We start from the raw sequence: 18,006 nt of genomic DNA on the forward strand, positions 1-18,006 counted from the left end.
AGCGTGCACGCGTTCAGCGAGCACTGCCAACCAGCCAGAACTCGACGACCAGCGCCCCGATTCGGCTTGCCAGCTCGATGACGACCATACTGCGCCGTCCCAGTCCCGTGTAGCAGTTCACTATCGAACCCCGTTCGAGTGTGCCGTCTGTGGGGATGTCCGTACGGTCGCAACCTCGCGTCGCGTCTGTGCGTTCGTCGACACCTGCTCCAACTGTGGCGCAGTCGCCCGGTTTACCGCTGCGGGGAGTCCAACGCCATACAAAACGTGATACCCGTGCCGCGCCGGTTACAGGTCGCGAGACTGGCCGGTCGGGTAGTTGTTCGCTTCGGCCCGGCCGCCAGCGTCAGCATTACTCATCGAGATGACCGTGGAAAATCATCTGCTGGACCGTGTCGAACTTCTCCGTGTCGTAGAGGACGAGCCCATCACTGAGAGTGGTCCGAATTTTTTCGGCATAATTCGGGATGGCAGGCAGTCCCTCGACGTCGATCTCGTATGCGTATCGATCGGTGTCGAATTCGCTGGCTTTTAGGTCTTGCCGGACACGATTCGCCGTGCGTTGCTTTGCCAGCCGGTCGTCCTCGACGAGTACCCACAGGTCGATATCACTGCGCCGATCAGCCTCACCCCGTGCGACACTCCCGTACAAAACGATCCCAAGGACATCGTCGAGTTCGTCGCGTAACTCGTCGACAGCGGCTCGGACAGGGTCATGGAACGCTGCTTGTGGGATGTCCAAGAACGGGTCGTCTGGCCGAGATAACCGCTCACGATCGATATGGACGAGCCGTTTCGTCCCGTCTCGCTGGTCGACGACGAGCTCATTCGCAGCGAGGACATCGATGGCTTTCGAAACCGTGGGTTGGGAGTAGTCCACGGCATTGGAGAGTTCGGTAACCGAGAAGGCATCAGTATGATGTCGGCATAAAAATGTGAGTACATCGTGGACTGCCTGACTGCGGAATAAATCGGGATTTTGAGCGGGGACGTCAAGACTAATAGTCGATCCCCGCTCGGAATCAGTATTCGTCTTGCTTAATATAGGCGGTAGTAAGCTACCCTATTTATTTAAACTTTATATTAAAATTGAGGTATTATTTATATACTCTGCCGATACACGAGGCAGACATGCGCCGGTCACCAGTGGTGCGCCGAATGTCGACGGTGACTGCCGGAGCAATCACCAACGGATACCGGTTGTTCGAGGCTCTCGTCTCGACTGACGAGTAAAGGTGGGTGTTGTGTTGACCGCAACGTGAGGCCAGACTGTCGGTGGCTGCCTAACATGGTCGACTGGTGTGTCTCAGCGTGGGGCTGCCGGCCGGGCCGACACCGGCTGGATGGCTGGCTGGACCGTGACAGCGCGCGACGCCACCGACAGGAACCACCCCAGTCAGAAGATAATGATAACTGAGTTTTCTTATCTTAGACATATATTCGGGTTTCTTAGATAGGGGAAAATTTATATCGTTATCTATATTGGCCCGGTCGCACTGTAAGATAACAATGCGGCCTGAAGATTTTATTGACGCACCACCGGGTGGGGTGGAGATGGTCGATGGGATTTTCGCGTTCAGCCCGGAACCACTCCCACCAGATATCGAGCCGATACACGAGCTCACGACGATAACTGGCGACGCAATGTATGGTGTGGGCCAACTCTCCGATCTGGACCGATGGCTCGATTCACCGGAAGTCATCCTGAGTCCACTAATCCATCGTGAGGCTGTCGACTCCTCGAATATCGAGACCACGACACGACTCACACTCTCCGACATCTACCGTCGAGAGGCCGGTGAAGAACCCGGTCAGACGGCGACTGAACGGGCCGATATTGCGGAGGCACAAAACTACGTCGAGGCGATTATGACCGGGATAGCGGCGCTGCAAGATGGCGCAAGCTTAGACCGTACCCTACTGTGTCGACTCCATGAAATCTTACTGCGAGGTGCTCGTGGTGAACGGTACAACCCGGGCGAGTTTCGCGACGATCTCGTCGGGATCGATGAACCAGGAACTCCGCTTAGTGAGGCTCGATTTGTCCCCGCGCCACCGGCAAGCATCCCGTATGCACTCGGGAGTCTGCTCCAGTACATCCGCTCTGGACCGACGTATGCACCACTCATCGATTTGGCGCTGATCCACTATCAGTTCGAGACAATCCACCCATTCGAGGACGGCAACGGCCGCCTTGGGCGTCTGCTCGTGATGCTGACGCTCTACGAGTGGGAGTTGCTCCCCGGTCCATATCTCTACCCCTCGTCGTATTTCAACGCGAATCGTGACGCGTACCTCGCGAAGCTCTTGGCGGTGAGTCGCGACGGCGCCTGGACCGAGTGGGTATCATTCTTCATCGATGCTATCGCTACGCAGGGCCGGGAGGCGTACACTGTCGCGCGAGACCTACTCGCACTTCGTGACCAGTATCGAGAAGCGTATCAGGGCCAGGGAGTGGTCATACGGGAGCTGATCGACTTCGTCATTGAGCAGCCGTATCTCACTGAACCACAGGCTGTCGACGCCCTTGATCGCTCACAGCCGGCCGTGAATCAGGCTATCCGACGTCTCTGGGACGATGAAATCTTGCGAGAAACGACAGGGCAACAGCGCAATCGACGATTCGAAGCACCTGCTGTACTCGATATCGTCGAGCCGTACAATCCGTAAACTACCCGCGGCAACAGCCGTGGGTGTTCGCCACGTCTGAGCTATAGTCGAACCAGACACTCTCTGTATAACATGGGGCTGCCGGCCGGAGTCGAGATCGGGTCGCTGGCTAGGTGGTACGTGACGGCGCGCGGCGCCGACCGGCGCGCTTCGCTCGGCGCGATCGCGCGCCTCGCGTCGGTCCAGTGTGCTCGCTTCGCTGCGCGCACTCCCACCCCACTCTTGCGGGGGTGATCCGCAGACTTCTCAGGTTCTCAATGTATAGTTCCCGAGGAGTTGTCGGCGCGACCTTCAGGAGATTGGTATCGACGTAACGCCCCAGTTTTCTGTGTTCGTTTTCTAATGAATTGTCTGTGAATCACTCCGCAAATGCGCGAGATTCCATGGGGCAAGATAAAGAGACACATCTTTTCGAATCTATCCGACTTCTGTCTTGCGATTTTATACGAATCAGTTACTCTCCTAACTAAATTATTAACACATAATTCGATCGTTGTCCTGCGATTTTACGCGAATATTGCGATGAATTAGTTGGATAGTATGAAATTCTCCAATTAAAAGATAACACTGAGAAGCGAGCGCCAGACAAACCAATTCTGAACCGTGGAACCGAACTCGGTCCCGTCGTGGGGCCAGCAATATATCTGTGTTCTAACTGTTCACTCCGCTTCAGCAGCGCTGTCAAACGACGAAATCTCCGTCTGGATCTCTGGGTCGTGAGTAGGGGCCAAGCCAACCTGGTCGACAGCGGATTTCATCGCGGCTTTTCGCTGCTCCAGTGGATAGCTGCGTTTGACCAGACGCCAGGTCGCGATAGCATACACTGTTCGAAGCCGCTGGAGACGATCCAGTTTCGCCCCCGTCTCGGACTGGAAGTCCTCAAGAAGGGACATCGCCTCCTCCTCAAGCTGGTTCAGGACCAGCTCTATCTGTTGGTCGACCGCGTACCGCCTGTGTGGGCGCTCATTGTGTTCGCGGTCAATATAATCGAGGATAACCTCGCGACAGTATTTTGAGCAGGATTGACCACCGGCTTCGGCCTGTTCTTTGAGCCACGCAGCGTTCTCATCAGACAGATACACCTGGATTGCTGTATCTCGTCCCATCACTCATCTCCCTCCTCGTTCTCGGTTAGTGCTGCAAGCTTCTCCCGCATCGTGTCTGGTGCCTCTTTCATCGCCTGCCGACGTTCCTCACCGGAATAGTCGTTGCTAAGGAGGAGCCACAAAGCAACTTCAGGATAGAATTGCTCGTGGATATCGACCTCCGTCGCCTCTTCAAGATCGGCGAGGAATTCCGTTTTCAGATCGTCCATCGGTTCATCAACGTCCAATTCGTTAGGGGCCTCAGATTCCGTATCCCGAGCGAGGCGTTCTTCAATCGCCTTGCGGCAAAACTCCGAGACACTCTCGTCGTTTTTTTGGGCCCATGAAACGATCAACTGGCGTTGGGCTGCATTATCCGGGTAAATCGAGATCGGGTTTGGATCACTCATTGGTATCACTTCTCGCGGCGGTAGCCGACTGGTCTTACGAGTGTCTCGCTAATATAAATTCATTTTCACAGTAACGAAATAAGAGCGTCAGGTGTCGAGAGTGAGAACGATATCAGCGTCCCACAGGAGCGTATACTGGCTGTAGTGACCTTTCCCTTCGCCCGTCCCTCGTCGACTTCCAGCAATCTCCAAGAAGCACAGTTCGTTGAGTAATTGCCGTGTCCGCTCAGCTGAAAGTGGGTCGGCTCCACTCTGCTCGCAGACGTCGAGATACGTCTCGCGTATTCGCATCGTCCGGAACCACTCCTTGTCCGGCTGATTCTTCGTGAGGTTCGCTAGCGCGACTAAGACGTGCTTGCTGTGAGGTGGGAGTCCCGAAATGAGTTCGAGTAGCCGATCAACTTCTGCAGAAGCCCGTGCATCGGAGAGGTGAGTTTCTTTCACCCGGTCGGCGTTCTCCTTGTTCGCTTGGTCGCCAGCGTACCGAAAAGGCGCATCGCCTTGCGTGCATCTCCGTGTTCCTTCGCACTTAGTGCTGCAGCACGAGGAATCACCCCGTCGTCGAGAATCCCCGCGGCAAAGGCATCAGTCCGGTTCTGGAGAATCTCTCGTTGCTCAAAAATCCCACCACCTCCCGAATCAACACTGTCAAAGACACTGTGAACCGTCTCTGACTCATCTTCGCTATCCATTATCAGAACCAGACAGTAGTTATCGGAATAAAGCTTTGAGACCGGATTATGAGTAATAGCATCGGTACAGGTTGTGAGAGGCCTGATAAGCAGCATTTCTCCTTACACAAAACTCAGTTAGGGCACACCGGATTTTGAGTAAGAGAGACAAGACACACATCTAGTTTGGAGTAAGAAATAGAAGGGGAGTGGGATTGAACAGAGCGGTGTCTGCAGCTGTACTAGTTCGTCTACTGCTTCTACAGACACTACACTACTACTTACTAGACTAGCTAGACTAGAGACACACCTAGTTTGGAGTAAGAGAATCCCTCTGAATCACATCATACAGCCTCCTAACCCACTGATCTTTGAATCCTTACTCAAAATCTGGTGTGTGTGTCTCGCCTCGAGCCTCTATTGCTGACAGTTCTGATGGGTAGCTATTATGCCCTCACGTAGATTCGGAACATGACTAACTCTCACGGATTACCGGAGCGCAACCTGATTTAAAAAGGCGACAATCGCTGGCGCTTAACCAACAAACTCTGTCTCCCAATTCACTGTTGGTTAAAATTAAAGTCCTCTTCCCGAGTTGACTCCTGCCATCGTCTTGTGGCACCCAAATCACGATTCCCGGCTCGTACTATGACCCTGTACCACCCCAGGGAACAGTGCTTTGTATCTCTGCATACAACTGTATGCACATGTCGAAGAGCATCCGTCTCTCCGAGGACGCCTACGAGCGTCTCGCCTCCCACAAAGGGGAAGACGAAACCTTCTCTGAGGTCGTGCTCCGACTCGCCGGCGAGCGATCACTCCTCGAACTTGCGGGTATACTCAGCGACGAGGAGGCTGAATCACTGCGCGACGCCGTCGACGAACGTCGTAAACGGCGCGGCCGTGAGCTCGAACAGATTGCCGGCGAGCTAGAGGACGCGTAGCGTGCTGCTGGATACCTCGTTTCTCATCGACCTGATGAACGGCGACGAGGACGCCGTCGAGAAAGCGCGTGAACTGGAGACTGATTTCGTTCAGCAACGGCTCTCCTCGATGACGCTCTTCGAACTGTACTATGGCGTCGCCCGAGCAACGGACTCGGAGGCGGAACGCGAGAAAATCGAACAGGTCCTCGCATCGAAGCCAGTTCACCCAGCTGACTCCGCGATTATGCGGAAGGCTGGCCGTCGTTCTGGCGAGTTAATGAACGAGGGGAATGCCGTCACCGACGGTGACATGATTATCGGCATGACTGCCGACGTCGTCGACGAACCGGTCCTTACACGGAACGTCGATGACTTCGAGCGTCTCGGTGTCGACGTAGAGACGTATTGAGGAACGCCATTGGGTCAGCCCTTCAATGCCGGCCAGCCGAAGCGACCGTCGGTGTGGTACAAGGCAGTCGATATCGATTTCCTGCCGTGATAGAGCTCCGAACGCATATCCCCGTCTTCCCATGAGCGACGAGTGAGAAACCCGCACCGGGATTGAAACTTCTTGTATTAGTTCACAGAAAGGAAGTGCTTCCTACGGACCCCGCAAAAGGTGGATAACTTATACACTCGACTGACTCCGCAGGAAGCATGCCCGAAATCGGCATCTACGCCCGTGTCTCGACGACAGACCAAGACCCACAACGACAACTCGACGAACTTCGGGAGTTTGCCAGAGACACGTACGATGAGCCAGAGATTAACGCCTATGCAGACATCATCGGTGGTACTGAAAATGACCGCGGTGAGGAGTACCAGCGTCTTCGTGCAGATATCGAAGACGGGTCTTTGGATGTAGTCATCGTTCACGAACTGTCTCGGCTCTCCAGACTCGGCGCCGGCGAAATCCACGAGTTCTTAGAATTCTGTCTCAGTCATGAAACCGGTGTTCAGGATCTGGAGGTCGGACTCGAAATCAGCCTTGACGATGACCTCGTCGACAGAGCTGTGAGTCAGCTGATTGCTGGTGTGATGGGCGACCTCGCTCGTGTGGAACACAAACAGAAGCTCCGCCGGATTCAATCCGGCATCGACGCTGCAAAAGAGGCCGGCCGATGGACTGGACGGCCCCCGGCGGGGTTTGACGTCGAAGATGGCTATCTCCAGGTCAACGCCGACGAGTTCCTAACTATTCGACGGGCGCTTGAACGCATTGAGCAAGGCTATACATACGCTGAAGCGGCTGATGGAACGCCCGTTGCCGAGTCAACGTTGCGAGCACTCCACGATGACCGCCGTGACCTCTATTTCTACGCTGCAGCTGCGGATGAGCGGCTTCAAGCCGCCGCGCAAGAACTCGAACCACTAGAGAAACCAGATATTCCCGATGACACCAGACTCCCCGAGCAGGACATTCGAACTATCGTTCGCGATGAAATCCATCGCCACCAGCAGTAACTCTCTCAATGCCACCAGCTGTAATAGCAGACCTACACTGTGGCTGCGCTCACTCAGAGGGTTGACCATTATTCTCTGAAGAGTTTGAGCGCACTCACTAGCACGTGTTAGAGATCCCCTCTCTCCGATGCCGACGGCCTTCAGTCTTGATCGCCCGGACGGTCGACGGCTTCAGCGGCCTCAATTTCGTCTGTTTTCTCGACTTCGGCGAACATGGCGCGATACGCATCGGGCTCAAAGAGGTTGTTTCGGTCGAAGAGGTCACGGGCAGCGTCGGTGAGCTGGAAGAACCGATACGGCTGGCCGCGTTGGAGCCCTTCCCGGTCCCGTTCGACAACCTCGACCAGCCCCACCTTCTTCAGCCGGGAGAGATGATCGGTGAGTGTCGACGCTGCGACGCTCGGATTGTAATATTCGAGCTCCTTCTTCGAGGGTGCTCCTTTCGGATGGCCGACGATGGTGCCGATGATGTTCGCGCGGGTTGTGTCGTCCAGCGAACCTAACGCTGTAATCGGATTCAGGCCGGTCATCTTCTCGCTGGGCCTGAATCGGGTGGAATCGGGGCGAGACATCGTGTATAGGTTTTCATCGTCCAGTCAAATAACCATTTCGGTGAAAATCGAAGTGGTTCCTGAAGTTTCCCCGCGTTTCACTTTCAGCCCGTTTTCCGTACCGTTAGGTAGCGGTGGTTTGTGATGGCCAATATGACTACCGACGACGGAATGCGGGCAGTTATCGACAAATTAGGTTCGACACCTGGCGAGACACTCACACCTGAACGCGTTGAGGAAATTCAGACGGCGATGCATGAGGATCTCGGTCGGTTCATCAACACGACATCGTACTTCGTACTCGGTTCGTATGCTGAGGAGGAGCGGCCACGACTGGAAGCAGTACGGGACCACCTTGCGTCCGAGGTCCAGCATTCAAGCACGGACGAAGAGGTTGAAGCGTTCCTAATGGACGAGATTCTAGATATTTCGGAGTTCTTTACGTCGAAATTCAAGCTCTTAGCGAGCTACGCTGACAATATCGTTGGCGTGTACGAACACTCCAAGGGAGGCCATGCCTGGGAAGCAGGCTACATCGACCAGCCGACGTATCGGGACCGAACCAGAGCGTTCTACCGGTCCTACGATACTGAGGAAGAAGAGTATGCAGCCTATGACGCGATGTTCGCACACTACCTGTTGTCGATGGAGCGGGTCGACCGTGCAAACACCTGGACGGACCCAAATGACCTTCTCGAGGAAGTACGGGCAGCATATGTAGACCAGTGAGTCTGACTCTCTCCCACGCGATGCAACTGGAGATTTGATTCAGTCTCGTTTCTCTCCAGTCACGACATACACAGTCCCTGCATGAAATGTCTCCATAGAGACCGCCACGAAAGTGTCTTCGACAGACTGAGCTATTGGTGCGTCGGGGTACCAGTTGGTGATATAGGCGGAGACGCCTTCGATGAGTGGGTTGAGCCAGCAAAGCGGTGCGGTCTGGAATGACTGAGCGTCGAGAACTGCAATGCGTCCTCCGGGCCGCAAAACATCGGATATTCCCGCTACGACTGCCTCGACATCGCCCATCGCGCTCAAGGAGAGCGTCGCGCATACCCCATCGAAGCGGTCGTTCGGCAGTGGCAGTCTCTTGGCGTCCGCTCTAAGTACTTCGACCTCACAGTCCAACTGTTTGCCGCGCTCCTTCGCCCGCTTGACCATGCCGGGGCTCGCGTCGACGCCGACGATAGTTCCAGTCGGGCCAACGGCCTCGGCAAGTCGCTCGAAGTTGGGAGCGGGCCCACATCCGACATCGAGGACGGTATCACCGGGGTCCAGCGAGAGTGCGGCGACCGTCCGGTCGCGAAATTCGGCCGTTCGACCGAAAAGGAAGGCCGTGACAAAGGCGGCGTACACTCGGTCGTGTCGGCTCCACCAGTCGTAGACGCGCTGGCTGTGCGTGTGGTTGCGACGGTCGAAGGCCCACTGGCGGAATGGGTCAATCACGAGAGATCGACCCCGCGGAGCCGACGGGCGTTGATCGCGACGATGACGGTCGACAGCGACATGAACACCGCACCGATAGCGGGCGACAGGAGAATACCGATAGGTGCGAGAACGCCGGCCGCTAGGGGAAGGGCAAACACGTTGTACCCGGTCGCCCAGACGAGATTCTCCTGCATCTTACGGTAGCTCGCCTTCGAGAGTTTGATGAGTCGAACGACGTCGCGGGGGTTGTTCTCGACGAGAATGATATCTCCCGACTCGATTGCCACGTCTGTCCCCGAGCCGATGGCGATACCGACATCCGCTCTAGTTAGTGCCGGGGCGTCATTGACGCCGTCGCCGACCATCGCGACCAGCTTCCCCTCGGACTGGAGCTGTTCGACTTTCGTGTCTTTCTCCTCGGGGAGCACTTCAGCAAAGTACTGGTCGATACCGAGTTCTTCGGAGACGGCCTTCGCGACGTCTTCGGAGTCGCCGGTTAGCATCGCCACCTCAATATCCATCGCGTGTAGTGCGTCGATGGCCTGCCGACTTTCCTCCCGGATGACGTCTGCCAGCGCAAACGCAGCGACGACCTCGGATTCGTCTTGGATGAGGTAGATGACAGTCTGGGCGTTTGAGCCGGCCTCATCGGCGAATGAAGCGATAGACGATGGTCTGTCGATGCCGAGCTTCTCGATTAGGTTGGGACCGCCAAGATGGACTAGCTCGCCGCCCACGGTTGCTTTGACCCCGAGCCCACGGAGGTTCTCGAAGTTCGAGACACTCGCTCGCTGGACGCCACGTTCGTCGGCGGCGGTCCGAATCGCGCGAGCGATCATGTGCTCAGAGTCGCCTTCCACGCCAGCAGCGACCTCGAACGCTTCTTCTTCGGACCAACCAGCTGCCGTCTCGACACCGACGACACCTTGCTCGCCCTTGGTGAGCGTCCCGGTCTTATCGAACATCACCGTGTCCAGGTTCCGAGCTTCCTCCATGGCGATACGGTCGCGGATGAGCATCCCGTTTCGGGCGGCCGTCGACGTGTTGATTGCGACGACGAGCGGGACAGCCAGACCGAGTGCATGTGGACAGGCGATGACGAGCACCGTGACGACGCGTTCCAGTACGGCGATGTTCAACCCCACCGCAATGACCCACGCCACAGCCGTGATGGCCGCCACACCCAACGCGGCGTAGAACAGCCACCCGGACGCCCGGTCGGCGAGCAGCTGTGTCTTTGACTTCGACTGCTGGGCGTCCTCGACGAGTCGCATGATGCCGGCTAGTGCCGTTTCGTCGCCCGTCTTCGTCACGCGGACCCGGAGACTGCCATCTTGATTGACCGTCCCAGCGACGACGTCTGCGCCCGGCTCTTTGTCCACTGGTCGTGATTCGCCCGTGATCATCGACTCGTCGACTGAAGAGGCCCCCTCGACGACTTCGCCGTCGGCGGGGACACTCGCTCCTGGTCGGACGAGCAGTACGTCTCCGTTCTGGAGCTCTGACACGGGCACTTCCTCGGTATCCCCACTCTCGGTGACTCGCTCGGCCGTGTCGGGCATGAGCCTGGCGAGTTCGTCGAGTGCACCGGAGGCCGCCCTGACCGACCGCATCTCTATCCAGTGACCGAGCAACATGATATCGATCAGCGTGACGAGTTCCCAGAAGAAGGGCGTCGTCCCGGGAATAAACAGGCTGGCGACAGAGTAGAGAAATGCGACTGAGATTGCCATCGAAATGAGCGTCATCATCCCCGGTGACCGGTCTTTCAGCTCGGGAATCGCCATCTTGAGGAACGGAATGCCACCGTAGGCGAACACGACCACCGCGAAGACTGGCGTTATCCAGGTGCTCCCGGGAAACGCCGGCGAGGAGAATCCGAGTGCCCCTTGGATGAACGGGCTGTAGAGGAGGACGGGTATCGACAGCGCCGTCGAGATGAAGAACCGCCGGCGGAACATCTGTTCGTGACCGGCGTGCATTCCACCGTGACCGTCGTGACCCGCGTGGTCGCCGTCTTCGCCATGACTATCGTGCGTATGCTCGTCGTGTTCCGTCCGCTCGTGTATCTCCCGTTCGGCTTCGTCGGCCCGCTCGGCCTCCTCTTCGAGCAGTTCCTGTTCGACGCTGGAATCGGGATGGGTCCGTGAATCGTCTTGCTGTGGACGGTCGTGCTGGTGCTCGCTGTCGGGCGTAGCCGCTCCATCGCCGGCAGATTCGAGTTCACAGATGCGGCAACAGGAAACAGCGTCGTCTGACTGCATAGCAGCGCGGTGGTCCCGTGGCTGTTCGTTCGGCGGGTCGTGGTCTGGGGGGTTCTTCATGTGTTGTCTATTGGTACCGTCACCCATTGTACTATCTACACGCCAACACTATCGCGTACGGCCGGCGGGAGGACTCGAATAAGAACCACAGTAGCAGCCGTCAGCACGCCGTGAGTTCAAGCGTGTGCAGTATATCCCGCGTCTTCGACAGCCTCCACGAGGCTCGATACCTCTGTGTCACCCTCGACAGTGGCCTGTTCAGCATCTCGATCGGCGGTGGCACCGGTGACGCCGGAGACATCCGCTAACGCGTCTTCGACTGTCTGTTCACAGTGTCCGCAGGTCATCCCTTCGACGGTGATAGTGGTGGACATACAGTACTAACTACGCCTCGCTCTTTTATTCGGATTGTCCTTTTTTACCGAAAGTAGTTGAGACAAATGGCTTTGGAATCGAAGCGGAGTGTGTCCTCTGAAGCTTGGAGATTACATCGGGCGGCGCCGAGCAAACGGCTCCGATGACCCACCGCGGGAGACGCCGGTAATCAGGTCGGGCATGGTCGCATCACTGTTCGACCCGGATGTCGTGTTGGGTCGTGATGAGCGTGCCATCCGGTTTCGACTGGAGGAACAGCCGATATCTCCCGGCCGTCGGAAACCGCGCACCGAATTCGACCTGTCCACTGTCGGGACTCGTCTCCTCGGGATGGACGTGCAGGTATGCGAGGTCGCCTTCGCGGAGTGCAACAAGATGGCCGAGTGCGCCCAGATACGGGTCCAGTCGAGACACGGGTTCGCCGTCATCTCTGATTTCGAATACCAACTCAGACGCCTCTCCAGCGAGAATCCCACCTGTCTGGAGTTCAATATCGTATCCCGCTGCTGTCGCATGTCGTGCTGTATTGGGCCTTGGTGCGACCGCCATCTCACCTGAAGCAAAGAGGTCGACTCCAAGTGTCATCGGATGACCGTCCACCACTATGTCGATGAACGCTCGATAGACGCCCGGGTCAGGAAGGGTGAGCGCCTCGACACGCCACGTCCCATCGTTTCCGAGGGTTGGATGGAGATGCTGGAAGCGAGTGAGGTCTCGACGGACGACAATGAGGTGCCCGCGCTGTCCGTGAGCTTCCTCGAAGTCTGTCACGACATCGCCGTTTTGCGAGACAATCTGGAAGCTCCAGTCCAGTGAGTCACTTGGTGTAAAGCGTGTCTCCGCCGGGACGAAGCGAAGGCCGTTTGCGTCCACCGATAGCCCGCCCAGCGTCGCGTGTCCGCCGGGACCGTATCCCTCTGGAGAGCCGTGGCGCCCGTGTTCGGAGTGATTCTCCATAGCAGAGAGAGGGCCTGTCATAGGTTAACAGATTGCCCTGATTGAGGTGTGGCCACGCAGCGAACGATGAGCTAGAACGCCTGTCTCACACAGACAGTCATTGTAGCCGGCGTATCTTGCTTCCGAACACAAACTTTCGTCGGGTTCAGAGCTAACAATCTTAAGAACAATTGACAAAACAGATGGCTGTGTTGGTCTACATATGCAAGCTGCCATCGTCGACGGGATTTTCGAATCCTTACGGATCGGATTCGGATTCCTTTGGACAGCAGCATGGGCAATCATCATGGGCCTCGTCATCACGAGTCTCGTGCAGGTCTACGTCTCGAAGGAACGCATGGCAAGAGTACTGGGCGAGGAGACTGTGGGTGGCGTCACGAAAGCGACGTTGTTTGGCGCTGCAAGTAGCGGGTGTAGCTTCGGTGCGATTGCTATCGGGAAAGGGCTGTTCAAGAAGGGGGCACACGCGGTGAACGTCCTCGCCTTCATGTTCGCCTCGACGAACCTAATCGTCGAGCTGGGGCTCATGATTCTCATACTCCTGGGCTGGGAGTTCCTCGTCGCGGAACTGCTCGGTGGTGTCATTCTCATCGCGGTGATGGCGGTCCTCGTCCATTTGACCCTCCCGGAGAATCTCTTCGACGAGGTCAGACAGGCGCTCAACGACCGCGACCACGAGCACGGGATTACAGAGGACCCGACCTGCGGGATGGAAGGCAAAGACGAGTACTCGCTGGTGACCGATGGCGGCGAGATGCTGAAGTTCTGCTCGGAAGGCTGTATGGAGACCTACGAGCAGGAAGCCGCCAGTAGTGGTGGGTGGCGTGAGGAACTCCTGTCGTGGGGCGGCTGGTACAAGGTCGGCAATCAGTACCGAAAGGAGTGGTCAATGATCTGGAAGGACGTCGTGGCCGGCTTTCTCATCTCGGGGTTCGTCATCGTGTTCGTCCCACAATCAGTGTGGAACACGCTGTTCCTCCAGGGCGAGGGTGTGCTTGTCAGCGCCGAGAATGCAATCATGGGGGTCGCCATCGCCGTCGTCAGCTTCGTCGGAAGCATGGGCAACGTCCCATTCGCCGTTGCCCTCTGGGGCGGGGGTATTAGCTTCGCTGGCGTCATCGCGTTCGTCTACGCCGACCTCATCACGATTCCCGTCCTGAACGTCTACCGGAAGTACTACGGTTGGAAGGTGATGCTGTACATCCTCGGTGTGTTCTTCGTGACGATGGCCTTCACGGGCTTTCTCATGGAAGAACTGTTCAACGCGCTCGGTATCGTCCCAGACCTCGCGGGCGGAGAGACAGCGACCGAACAGACGTACTTCGAACTCAACTACACGTTCTACCTCAACGTCATCGCTTTCGCGCTTTCTGGGTTCCTCCTGTATGTCTACCGTCGAGGTCTCGGCGCGCCCGGTCAGTATCGTGACCCCGTTTGTGGGATGCGAACCGACGACAGCGGGCCGAGTCTCTCCCACGACGGGGAGACGTACTACTTTTGTTCGGAGCGCTGCAAGCAGTCCTTCGACGAGCACCCGACAGAGTTCTCAGACCAACACCCACACGTTTCTGAAGGAGGTGGGGCCGACAGCCATGACCATTGACCGAATCCCGTCACACCGCGTCGACGAGAGGCGGCAGCCCGTATCGGTACACCTGTCAGACTACTGCATCTCGGCAGTAGCGACAGCCACACTATGTCCCAGCAAATCCACTTCGGAGGTGACTAACAGTGTCCGTTGACCTGGTCATCCACGATGCACTCGTCTTGACTGTCGACGAACGCAACCGGCTCTACGAGCGTGGGACGGTCGTCGTCGACGACGGACGTATCACAGAGGTTCGGAAGTCCATCGACGGCGATGGGAAGCTCGTGATGCCGGGGCTCATCAACGCACACACACATCTCGAATTCACTCCGCTGATAGGTGCGTTCAGCGACCTCGGGTTGCTGGAGATGATGGGCAGCATGACTGCTATCTTCGGTCGTCTCGCCGATGACGAGTTCGACTATCTGGTGGAGGCCGGATACGAACTGGCCGCACTGAACTTTGCGCTTGGCGGCGTTACGACGGTCAACTCGATGGACGTCCAGCCCGGCGCAGGTGCCGAGGCGTTCGGCGAAGCAGGGCTGCGTGGCTTGTTCGGTCCGGTGATTACGGACCTCTTCTGGGATGAACCGGTCGATGAACAGTTCGACCGCGCTCGCCAGTTCATCGAGGCGTATCACGATACCTACGGCGGGCGTATTCAAGCGACGATTTGCCCACACGACGACTGGTCGTGTACACGCGAGCTATGGGAGCGCACAGCGGCCCTCGCTACAGAATACCCCGATTTGCTCGTGCATACGCATCTGCTCGAACTCGAAGAGAGTAACACGATGGCACGAGCCAACGGCGCCGCCGACTCGCTCGACCTGCTCGACGATGTCGGCCTCCTAGACGACCGCCTCCTTGCTGCGCATTTCCGTCTCGCCGACGAGGACGATATCGAGCGAACTGCAGCCTCGGAAGCGTCCGTCGCGCACTGTCCCTCTGTCTTCGCCTACTGGAACCCCGACGCTGAGATGCAGTGGACGCCGGTACCCGAGTTACGGTCGGCAGGCGTCGATGTCGGGCTGGGAATCGACGACCACTACTGGCACGATTCGTACAGCCTGTTCGGCGAAGCCCGACAGGCCCGCCTCGCTGCCAATCTCAAGCGGACGGCCGGACAGTACACCTCGATGGAGCTCGTCCGAATGCTCACCGTCGAGGGAGCACGGGCCCTGGGGATAGGCGACGAAATCGGGAGTGTCGAACCGGGCAAACGTGCCGACTTGATTCTCTTGAATATAGAGAAGCCGAAGTTCACGCCCCTGACCAACATCCCCGCTCACATCGTGAACAACGCTGGTCCAGCCGACGTAGAGACGGTCATCGTCGACGGCTACGTGGTCGTGCGAGACAGAAACCCGGTAACGATGAACGTCGACGAGGTGCGACGGCAGGCGGAGCAGGCTGTCGACCGCTTCGCAGACGAGACTGGATGGGAGCTGGACGTTGGCGGTGCTGAACCGCCGGGGACGATTGATACTGTTCGAGACCTCCCGAAGCGAGGACCGACACGGCTGTTGTCGCGGCTTGCGCTTCAGTCAGTACGCGACACGTTTGAATGGTAATCAAAACTGGTACACCGCCGTCTCACTGACGATTACATATGATCACGGGACACACCAGAGTGAGGTGTGAGGGATGAATCGCCGGCGTGCAGATACGGCTGCCGGCCTCCTCGTCGCGGCTATCTTTCTCTTTGGCGGAGTGCTCAGCTGGCAAGCATACCAGCGACAGCAAGCGTTCGAACAGATGGGGTCGATGATGGGGATGGGGTCGTCGATGGGCGCTGCGCACGGAACGAGTCCACTCTGGTACGTCTTCGGGACGCTCTTCGTCTCCGCTGTCGTGGGTGGCGGGTATCTCTTGGTTCGAGACGAGTTCACTAGCCCAGATGTAGAGACCCGTTCGCAGGCCCCAGCAGCGAATGCGGATGGTCCTGAGAGTACTGCGTCACCGGCGGAACAACCAGCTGGAGAGACTACTCCGGAATCGCAACCACAGGCCCGTGTGTTAGATCTCCTGCCAGAAGACGAGCGCCGACTCCTCGAACCGGTGCTGTCCTCACCCGGCCTCACGCAAATCGAATTACGAGACCGCTCGGACTTTTCGAAGAGCAAGGTGAGCCAGACGGTCAGCGCCCTCGAGAAGCGTGGTCTGTTGTACCGCGAGCGGCAGGGACGAACGTATCGTGTCTATCCGAGCGATGATTTAGAGCAGGACCAGACGAGTTGACGACCGGCCCCAGACCATTTATATTCAGAGTGGTTTTGGCGCATAACATTCGGAGATCGTCACGTTGGGCTTCGAAAATACCCAACTGGATTGATGGCTTAATCGCTCGAAATTTTCCGAAAGAGGCTCTCAAAGCCCATTATAGGATGAAGCCGAAATCGTGGAAAAATATGGTATCGTATAGACTTATACATGCACGTTGGCAACCGTTCGCTCGACGCGCATCGACTCCCGGAACCGCTGAATCGAATTGCCACCGTCGGCGAGAGACTGACGATTGTCGCCGTCGGACTGGTGGTAGTGGCCTTCCTGACGAACCCATCGCCCACCCAGGACCTGCTAGGGTGGGGGCTGCCGGTAACGCTGCCCGTGTCCCAGCCGCGATGGGGCCATTCGGTTGCGAGCTACATGATTGGCATGTGGCTTCTCGAGTTTACGTTCCCACTGGCACTTTTGGGGGCGTACGACCGGTGGGCTGACTCGATGACAGCGAGTCGCCGGTGGCTCTTGGCTATACCAGCAGTGTACATGCTCGTGCTGTCGCTGTACTGCCGAGTTGTTTACGTCCCGAACGTCACGCCGACGCCGCTGGGTCCCGCCGCAACCGCTTTGTGTTGGGCCTACTGTGCGACCGGTATTGGTCTCTGGAGTAACCTCGCTCTCGGTACGGCTGGTCTGGGACTGATTGCATGGGCTGCGTCCCGCCGAGAGTGGCAGTCGGATTGGCTGTTCGCGGTCCTATTCGGCGTCTTTTCGCTACCACTGGGCGTGCCAGCCATCTGGTATGGCTTCCGCTCCCGTCGTCGAAACGACAGCCTCTCGAACACAGATGCCTCGGGTAGGTCTTATCTCTCTTGATGGTCGGAGTTAGGTGCAGTTGCTTTCGTCGGGGTTCCACTCACACGCATCGCCCGCCACGAGATTGTTGTCGTCGATATATGCTGATAGGCAGGCGTGGTTACAGAAGTAGTTGGGTGACCCACAGTCATCGGTGCAGTCTCGGACACAGATTGGCTCGTGGTCGAAGATACGCGACCCACAGTACGCACATGCTTCGTCCGCGTCAGGTGTCTCGACGGTTGTTGACATACGTTTGCGAAGTGGCGCGTTACTGAAAATGGTTCTTCTGAGTATGACGGCTACTTCACCAGTACTTAGCTAATCGACTCTCTTGGCCACCGGACGCGAACCGTGATTGATCGAGGACTTCCATTTAGATGGACGCTTCTGGATACTTCTGAGACAACGGAGTTCTCCACACTGTCGAATTCGGGTGGTATGAACGGTCCTGTTTCTGAGAAACGATTAGAACGCTCTATACACGTTCTCGACCCCTCTCCTGTGTCAGTTCACACCCATCGTGATAACTCCAA

19 protein-coding genes are annotated in these 18,006 nt (G+C 57.2%); 8 read left to right on the plus strand and 11 right to left on the minus strand.

What is annotated here, in order from left to right; translation table 11 throughout:
- Positions 1–352 precede the first annotated feature (352 nt).
- Positions 353–1,045 (minus strand): nucleotidyltransferase domain-containing protein, encoded by a 693-nt coding sequence (locus NDI56_RS21240; protein WP_417936058.1) that lies wholly within the window; start codon positions 1,043–1,045, stop codon positions 353–355.
- Between the two features lie 509 nt (positions 1,046–1,554).
- Here NDI56_RS21240 and NDI56_RS21245 point away from each other — a divergent pair.
- Complete coding sequence (locus tag NDI56_RS21245; RefSeq protein WP_310921761.1) at positions 1,555–2,670, plus strand: Fic family protein; 1,116 nt, start codon at positions 1,555–1,557, stop codon at positions 2,668–2,670.
- A 659-nt stretch (positions 2,671–3,329) separates the two neighbouring features.
- Here the strand turns inward: NDI56_RS21245 and NDI56_RS21250 are convergent.
- The 4 genes from NDI56_RS21250 to NDI56_RS21265 form a co-directional block, all read right to left on the minus strand.
- Positions 3,330–3,776 (minus strand): hypothetical protein, encoded by a 447-nt coding sequence (locus NDI56_RS21250; protein WP_310921762.1) that lies wholly within the window; start codon positions 3,774–3,776, stop codon positions 3,330–3,332.
- On the minus strand, positions 3,776–4,165 hold the full coding sequence (locus tag NDI56_RS21255; protein ID WP_310921764.1) for a hypothetical protein: 390 nt from the start codon (positions 4,163–4,165) through the stop codon (positions 3,776–3,778). Before NDI56_RS21255 ends, NDI56_RS21250 begins: the two co-directional genes overlap by 1 nt.
- An 87-nt stretch (positions 4,166–4,252) precedes the next feature.
- Positions 4,253–4,609, minus strand: a complete 357-nt coding sequence (locus tag NDI56_RS21815) for a hypothetical protein (RefSeq protein WP_417936056.1) — start codon at positions 4,607–4,609, stop codon at positions 4,253–4,255.
- Positions 4,606–4,857 carry a hypothetical protein gene (locus NDI56_RS21265; protein WP_310921765.1) on the minus strand — a complete coding sequence of 84 codons (252 nt, stop codon included), beginning with the start codon at positions 4,855–4,857 and terminating at the stop codon, positions 4,606–4,608. The genes NDI56_RS21815 and NDI56_RS21265 overlap by 4 nt, the downstream gene beginning before the upstream one ends.
- A 686-nt stretch (positions 4,858–5,543) precedes the next feature.
- Here NDI56_RS21265 and NDI56_RS21270 point away from each other — a divergent pair.
- The 3 genes from NDI56_RS21270 (at position 5,544) to NDI56_RS21280 (ending at position 7,226) form a co-directional block, all read left to right on the plus strand.
- Complete coding sequence (locus tag NDI56_RS21270) at positions 5,544–5,780, plus strand: antitoxin VapB family protein (protein WP_310921766.1); 237 nt, start codon at positions 5,544–5,546, stop codon at positions 5,778–5,780.
- Between the two features lies 1 nt (position 5,781).
- Positions 5,782–6,171 carry a type II toxin-antitoxin system VapC family toxin gene (locus NDI56_RS21275; RefSeq protein WP_310921767.1) on the plus strand — a complete coding sequence of 130 codons (390 nt, stop codon included), beginning with the start codon at positions 5,782–5,784 and terminating at the stop codon, positions 6,169–6,171.
- Between the two features lie 248 nt (positions 6,172–6,419).
- Positions 6,420–7,226, plus strand: a complete 807-nt coding sequence (locus NDI56_RS21280) for a recombinase family protein (RefSeq protein ID WP_310921768.1) — start codon at positions 6,420–6,422, stop codon at positions 7,224–7,226.
- Between the two features lie 140 nt (positions 7,227–7,366).
- On the opposite strand, the gene NDI56_RS21285 is transcribed toward NDI56_RS21280, so the two are convergent.
- Positions 7,367–7,798: an ArsR family transcriptional regulator gene (locus NDI56_RS21285; RefSeq protein WP_310921769.1), complete on the minus strand. Its 432-nt coding sequence runs from the start codon at positions 7,796–7,798 to the stop codon at positions 7,367–7,369.
- A 132-nt stretch (positions 7,799–7,930) separates the two neighbouring features.
- On the opposite strand from NDI56_RS21285, the gene NDI56_RS21290 reads away from it, so the two are divergent.
- A complete protein-coding gene (locus NDI56_RS21290) occupies positions 7,931–8,506 on the plus strand; it encodes a DUF8170 family protein (RefSeq protein WP_310921770.1) in 576 nt (191 codons plus the stop codon).
- A 39-nt stretch (positions 8,507–8,545) separates the two neighbouring features.
- On the opposite strand, the gene NDI56_RS21295 is transcribed toward NDI56_RS21290, so the two are convergent.
- The 4 genes from NDI56_RS21295 to NDI56_RS21310 form a co-directional block, all read right to left on the minus strand.
- The gene (locus NDI56_RS21295; RefSeq protein WP_310921771.1) at positions 8,546–9,226 is read right to left on the minus strand and encodes a class I SAM-dependent methyltransferase; all 681 of its coding nucleotides are present in this window, start codon (positions 9,224–9,226) and stop codon (positions 8,546–8,548) included.
- Positions 9,223–11,169 carry a copper-translocating P-type ATPase gene (locus NDI56_RS21300; RefSeq protein WP_417936059.1) on the minus strand — a complete coding sequence of 649 codons (1,947 nt, stop codon included), beginning with the start codon at positions 11,167–11,169 and terminating at the stop codon, positions 9,223–9,225. The genes NDI56_RS21295 and NDI56_RS21300 overlap by 4 nt, the downstream gene beginning before the upstream one ends.
- 479 nt (positions 11,170–11,648) lie before the next feature.
- Positions 11,649–11,846, minus strand: coding sequence for a heavy-metal-associated domain-containing protein (locus tag NDI56_RS21305; RefSeq protein ID WP_220589975.1), 198 nt, complete (start codon positions 11,844–11,846; stop codon positions 11,649–11,651).
- Between the two features lie 190 nt (positions 11,847–12,036).
- The gene (locus tag NDI56_RS21310; protein WP_220589976.1) at positions 12,037–12,804 is read right to left on the minus strand and encodes a FixH family protein; all 768 of its coding nucleotides are present in this window, start codon (positions 12,802–12,804) and stop codon (positions 12,037–12,039) included.
- Positions 12,805–13,006: 202 nt separating this feature from the next.
- Between NDI56_RS21310 and NDI56_RS21315 the strand changes: the two genes are divergently transcribed.
- The 3 genes from NDI56_RS21315 (at position 13,007) to NDI56_RS21325 (ending at position 16,633) form a co-directional block, all read left to right on the plus strand.
- On the plus strand, positions 13,007–14,407 hold the full coding sequence (locus NDI56_RS21315) for a permease (protein WP_220589977.1): 1,401 nt from the start codon (positions 13,007–13,009) through the stop codon (positions 14,405–14,407).
- A 128-nt stretch (positions 14,408–14,535) separates the two neighbouring features.
- Positions 14,536–15,966, plus strand: coding sequence for an amidohydrolase family protein (locus tag NDI56_RS21320; RefSeq protein ID WP_310921772.1), 1,431 nt, complete (start codon positions 14,536–14,538; stop codon positions 15,964–15,966).
- A gap of 73 nt (positions 15,967–16,039) precedes the next feature.
- The gene (locus NDI56_RS21325) at positions 16,040–16,633 is read left to right on the plus strand and encodes a helix-turn-helix transcriptional regulator (RefSeq protein WP_417936057.1); all 594 of its coding nucleotides are present in this window, start codon (positions 16,040–16,042) and stop codon (positions 16,631–16,633) included.
- 867 nt (positions 16,634–17,500) lie between these two features.
- On the opposite strand, the gene NDI56_RS21330 is transcribed toward NDI56_RS21325, so the two are convergent.
- Entirely contained in the window at positions 17,501–17,722 is a 222-nt protein-coding gene (locus tag NDI56_RS21330; RefSeq protein ID WP_220589980.1) for a hypothetical protein, read from the minus strand.
- Positions 17,723–18,006 lie beyond the last annotated feature (284 nt).

The organism is Halomicroarcula saliterrae, assembly GCF_031624395.1.
GTDB lineage: Archaea > Halobacteriota > Halobacteria > Halobacteriales > Haloarculaceae > Haloarcula > Haloarcula saliterrae.